Raw genomic sequence first — 5070 nt, forward strand, 5'->3', positions numbered from 1 at the left:
TTTGGGAAGGGGCCCCAAACATCACCTATCACCCCAACCAACAGGCTAGAAAGGGAACCAAAGCACCAAACTAAGAACCCAATCGCCGAAACAAGCTGTCGAACTCAGCAATATTCCGCTGAATGTAATCAATAAACGCCTTCATAGCCGGAGTCGGATGCCGCCCCTGGGGATGCACCACACACCAACTGCGACGCAGCGGAAACCCCTTGATATCAAGGGCGGTGAGAGAACCTAACGCCAACTCCGAGAGAATGCTCAGCTTGGGTATAACCGCCACACCCAAGCCGGCCAGAACCGCGTGCTTAACCGCATCGTTCGAACCCAGCTCCATTACCGGTTCCATTTTCAGGCGGTGTTTCTGGCAATACACCTCTAAAGCCAACCGGCTGCCGGAACCGGACTCCCTCGTCAGCAACTGGCTGTCCAGAAACTCATCGGGGCTCACCGAACCTTGCTCAAGCAACGGGTGACCAGCGGGAACAACTGGCACCAATTCATTGTCCAGAAATGGCAGCGAGGTTAACGGTTTTCCTTGCGGCACCATGCCCATGATGACCAAGTCATCGCTATTTTCGTTTAATCGCTCCAACGCGGTTGCGCGGTTAACCACCGCCACCGAGATGTTGACCTGCGGGTTCTGCTCTAGAAAAGAACGCAGCAGATAAGGCACCACATACTGGGCGGTACTCACAGCCACCAACCGCAGATCACCTGCCACTCTGCCCTCAAGCGCTGCCAAGCGATTCTGCATATCCGCCAGCTCGTGAAATACAGAGCGCACGCAGGCCGCCATTTCCTCGCCGGCTGCGGTGCAATACAGCTTGCGCCCCACGTATTCAAACATCGGCATTTCCAGCGCCTGTTCGAGATGACGCACCTGACTACTGACCGCAGGCTGGGTTAATCCCAGCAGCTCGCCGGCTTTGCTGTAGCTCTTCAAATCATAAACGGCTTTAAACACTTGAAGCTGCCGAAAAGTCAGCCGATTCGCCAATTTTTGAATGCTCAGCGGCATAAATTCTCCCTCAACAGACGAACTATAAGAAATCTATTATACATAAACGAAATAATATCAATTTTTACTAATCTCTCATCCTAGCTACTCTTTTAAGACCTTCATTCGGGACGACGAAACGAGGAATCTCCCATGTTGAAGAAAGTTTTGATCGCCAACCGAGGCGAGATTGCGGTTCGAATAGTGCGGGCCTGCGCTGAAATGGGCATTCGGTCTGTGGCCATCTACACCGAGCCGGATCGTTACGGTTTGCACGTGAAGCGAGCCGATGAAGCCTACTCCCTAGGGGAAGACCCGCTAGCCGGATACCTGGACCCCGCGCGAATCGTGAATCTGGCATTGGAAACCGGCTGCGATGCCATTCATCCCGGTTATGGTTTTTTGTCTGAGAACGCTCGGTTCGCGCAACTTTGCGAACAGCACGGGGTGACTTTTATCGGCCCCAAGTCTGACGTTATCCACAAAATGGGTGATAAAACCCAAGCCCGGGACAGCATGCGCGCAGCCGGCGTGCCGATCACTCCCGGCTCGGAAGGCAATCTTGCGGACCTGGATGAAGCACTCAAGCTTGCTGAGGAAATCGGTTACCCGGTCATGCTTAAAGCCACGTCTGGCGGTGGCGGTCGAGGTATTCGCCGCTGCGACTCGGCCGAGGAGCTGAAAACCCAGTACCCGCGCGTCATTTCCGAGGCGACCAAGGCCTTCGGCTCAGCCGAAGTGTTTATGGAGAAGTGCATCGTCAACCCGCGTCACATTGAAGTACAGATACTCGGTGACAGCCAGGGCAATGCCATCCACCTGTTCGAGCGAGACTGCTCGATTCAGCGCCGAAACCAAAAACTGATCGAGATTGCACCAAGCCCTCAACTCACTCCTGAGCAACGCCAGTACATCGGTGGTTTGGCAGTCAAAGCGGCCAAGGCTGTGGGTTACGAGAACGCCGGCACCGTCGAGTTCCTGCTCACTGGCAATGAAGTCTACTTCATGGAAATGAACACCCGAGTTCAGGTGGAACACACCATCACCGAAGCCATTACCGGGGTAGACATCGTTCGCGAACAACTCAGGATCGCCTCAGGCTTGCCGCTGAGTTACCGACAGGAAGACATCTCCTATCGCGGCTACGCCCTGCAGTTCCGGATTAACGCCGAAGACCCCAAGAACGATTTCTTGCCCAGCTTCGGCCGCGTAACCCACTACTACGCACCGGGCGGCCCGGGCGTTCGCGTGGACACCGCCATCTACACCGGCTACGAAATTCCACCCTACTACGACTCCATGTGCCTGAAACTCGTGGTCTGGGCTCTGACGTGGGACGAGGTAATCGCCCGCGGCAAGCGAGCTTTGGATGATATGCGGCTACACGGCATTACCACCACCGCCAATTATTACCAGCAGATTCTGGACCATCCCGATTTCCGGGCGGGCAAGTTTGACACCAGCTTCGTGCCCAGCCACCCAGAACTTCTGAACTATTCCAAAAAACGTCACCCCAGTGCCGTAGCACTGGCGATTGCCGCCACCATCGCAGCCCATGCTGGCTGGTAATCCAGAGGAGAGTGAACATGAGTAACGTGAAAAAAATAGAAGTCACCGACCTTATCCTACGGGATGCGCATCAGTCCCTGATTGCCACTCGCATGCGCACCGAAGACATGCTGCCGATTTGCGACAAGCTGGATCAGGTGGGTTATTGGTCTTTGGAAGTCTGGGGTGGCGCCACCTTTGATGCTTGCGTGCGGTTCCTTAAAGAAGACCCATGGGAGCGCCTGCGTCAGCTGCGCGAAGCACTACCCAATACCCGCCTGCAAATGCTATTGCGGGGCCAAAACCTGCTCGGTTACCGGCACTATGCCGATGACGTAGTTGCAGCCTTTGTGCAGAAAGCCGCAGACAACGGCATCGATGTGTTCCGGGTATTCGATGCCCTGAACGACCTGCGCAATCTTGAAACCGCCATGAAGGCGGTCAAGAAAGCCGGCAAACATGCTCAGGGCACCATTTGCTACACCACCAGCCCGGTGCACACCCCCGCGCTGTTCGTGAAGCAGGCCGAGCAACTCAAAGCCATGGGTGCCGATTCCATTGCCATCAAAGATATGGCCGGCCTGCTCACGCCCTATGCAACCTACGAGCTCGTAAAGGCAATCAAATCTGCGGTAGATCTGCCGCTGGTGATCCACAGCCACTCCACGGCGGGGCTTGCTCCACTGTGCCAACTCAAGGCCATCGAAGCCGGCGCAGACCGTATCGACACCGCGATTTCGGCCTTCGCCAGTGGCACCAGTCATCCTGCCACCGAATCTCAGGTCGCTGCACTTAGAGGAACCGAGTACGACACCGGGCTGGACTTGGAGCTGCTAAGCGAGATCGCTGATTACTTCCGGGAAGTGCGCAAGAAGTACCATCAGTTCGAGAGCGAGTTTACTCGCGAGGATGTCTCCGTTCAGATCAACCAAGTGCCGGGCGGCATGATGTCGAACTTGGCCAATCAGCTGAAAGAGCAGAACGCCCTCGACAAGATCAATGAGGTCTTCAACGAAATTCCGCGGGTTCGAAAAGATCTGGGCTATCCGCCACTGGTCACACCAACCTCACAGATTGTGGGCACCCAAGCGGTCTATAATGTGCTCGCCGGGCAGCGTTACAAAACCATCACCAATGAAGTGAAGCGCTACCTGCAAGGCGGCTATGGTCACCCGCCCGCCGACGTCAATGCCGACCTCCGCAAGAAAGCGATTGGCAATGAAACGGTCAACGAAGGTCGACCCGCCGACTTGCTTGCCCCCGAGCTCAACAAACTAAGACAAGACATTGGTAGTCTGGCCAACTCCGAGGAAGATGTGCTCACATACGCCATGTTCCCGGACCTAGGCCGTGAATTCTTGCAACAGCGCAAGGATGGCACACTCAAACCGGAAGAGCTTTTACCCGCAGAGCAATCTGGCCAAGGGCGATTGGGTTCAGCCATGGCCACTGAATTCCGCATTGATGTGCATGGTGAAACTTACGAAGTGGCCGTCACCGGCGTAGGCAATACTGAGCCCGGCAAGCGTAAGTTGTACCTGTCATTGGACGGTATGCCTGAGGAAGTGGTGTTTGAATCCTTGAACGAATACGTGGCAGAAGCCGGCAGCAAAGGTCGCAAGCGCGCCACCGATCCCGGCCACGTCAGCACAGCCATGCCAGGAAATGTAGTGGATGTGCTGGTCAAGGAAGGCGATACTGTCACCGCTGGCCAGGCAGTTCTGATTACTGAAGCCATGAAGATGGAAACTGAAATTCACTCCAGTGTTGATGGCACCGTACAAGCGGTTCACGTCAGCAAGGGCGACCGGGTTACTCCGGGGGAAGTATTGATCGAAATTGCCTGACCGGCAGGAGGAAACATTATGGATCACATTGTTCGCGGTGTACTGAACTTCCGCAAGAACGTTTATCCACAGCACAAAGACCTGTTTGGCGCTTTGGCTGATAGCCAAAACCCGGACGTACTGTTCTTTACCTGCTCGGATTCTCGTATCGACCCGAACATGGTCACTGGCTCACACCCCGGGGACCTGTTCATCTGTCGAAATGCCGGTAACGTCATCCCTCCGCACAGTAATGAAACCGGAGGCATGACTGCCTCCATCGAATACGCCGTCGCGGTTTTGGGGGTACGTCACATTATCGTCTGCGGCCACACCGATTGCGGCGCGATTAAAGGCGCACTGGACATTCCGTCCCTGAACGGCCTTCCGCACGTTAAAGAGTGGCTAGGGCATTGCCGGTCAGCCATGGAGATCGTGCGTGAACGACACAGCATTCCAAGCGATGCGTGTCTGGACAGCAAGTATCTGAACGAAGCTATCGAGGAAAACGTGCTGCAGCAGGTACAACACCTGCGCACCCATCCGGTGGTAGCTGCAAAACTGGCCACTGGAAAAATCCAAATCCACGGCTGGGTGTATGACATCAAATCCGGGAACATTCGCTGCTGCGGTCGCGACAGCATGGAATTCACAGACTTCGATCAGTACTACGCTGACTACATCGCCAAAATCAGCGAA

Annotated in this window: 5 protein-coding genes (2 of these 5 running past the window's edge); 3 read left to right on the forward strand and 2 right to left on the reverse strand. The window is 55.2% G+C overall.

Annotated features, from left to right (window positions below; genetic code table 11):
- Positions 1-70: 70 nt before the first annotated feature.
- Positions 71-1018 carry a LysR family transcriptional regulator gene (locus tag ACNQ6O_RS14570; RefSeq protein WP_418053931.1) on the reverse strand — a complete coding sequence of 316 codons (948 nt, stop codon included), beginning with the start codon at positions 1016-1018 and terminating at the stop codon, positions 71-73.
- Positions 1019-1150: 132 nt separating this feature from the next.
- On the opposite strand from ACNQ6O_RS14570, the gene ACNQ6O_RS14575 reads away from it, so the two are divergent.
- The 3 genes in view from ACNQ6O_RS14575 to ACNQ6O_RS14585 are tightly spaced (at most 18 nt apart) and all read left to right on the forward strand, a layout consistent with a single transcriptional unit that may run on beyond the window.
- Complete coding sequence (locus ACNQ6O_RS14575) at positions 1151-2566, forward strand: acetyl-CoA carboxylase biotin carboxylase subunit (RefSeq protein ID WP_418053932.1); 1416 nt, start codon at positions 1151-1153, stop codon at positions 2564-2566.
- 17 nt (positions 2567-2583) lie between these two features.
- Complete coding sequence (gene oadA, locus ACNQ6O_RS14580; RefSeq protein ID WP_418053933.1) at positions 2584-4392, forward strand: sodium-extruding oxaloacetate decarboxylase subunit alpha; 1809 nt, start codon at positions 2584-2586, stop codon at positions 4390-4392.
- An 18-nt stretch (positions 4393-4410) separates the two neighbouring features.
- Positions 4411-5070 carry the 5' portion of a carbonic anhydrase gene (locus ACNQ6O_RS14585; protein ID WP_418053934.1) on the forward strand. 87 nt of this gene lie beyond the right edge of the window, so 660 of the gene's 747 nt are visible here — the first part of the coding sequence; it begins with the start codon at positions 4411-4413; the stop codon falls past the right edge of the window.
- A protein-coding gene (gene rimO, locus ACNQ6O_RS14590) for a 30S ribosomal protein S12 methylthiotransferase RimO (RefSeq protein ID WP_418053935.1) crosses the window boundary here: on the reverse strand, positions 5049-5070 show its end. It continues 1331 nt past the right edge of the window; 22 of the gene's 1353 nt are visible here — the last part of the coding sequence; its start codon lies beyond the right edge, outside the window; it ends in the stop codon at positions 5049-5051. The two genes, ACNQ6O_RS14585 and rimO, sit on opposite strands and share 109 nt — an antisense overlap.

Source organism: Marinobacter sp. SBS5, from assembly GCF_048285575.1.
Lineage (GTDB): Bacteria > Pseudomonadota > Gammaproteobacteria > Pseudomonadales > Oleiphilaceae > Marinobacter.

Excerpts from the sequence above, each read along its gene's own strand:
- ACNQ6O_RS14570 (WP_418053931.1), bottom strand. The coding sequence starts at position 1,018 with ATGCCGCTGAGCATTCAAAAATTGGCGAATCGGCTGACTTTTCGGCAG.
- ACNQ6O_RS14575 (WP_418053932.1), top strand. The coding sequence starts at position 1,151 with ATGTTGAAGAAAGTTTTGATCGCCAACCGAGGCGAGATTGCGGTTCGA.
- oadA (WP_418053933.1), top strand. The coding sequence starts at position 2,584 with ATGAGTAACGTGAAAAAAATAGAAGTCACCGACCTTATCCTACGGGAT.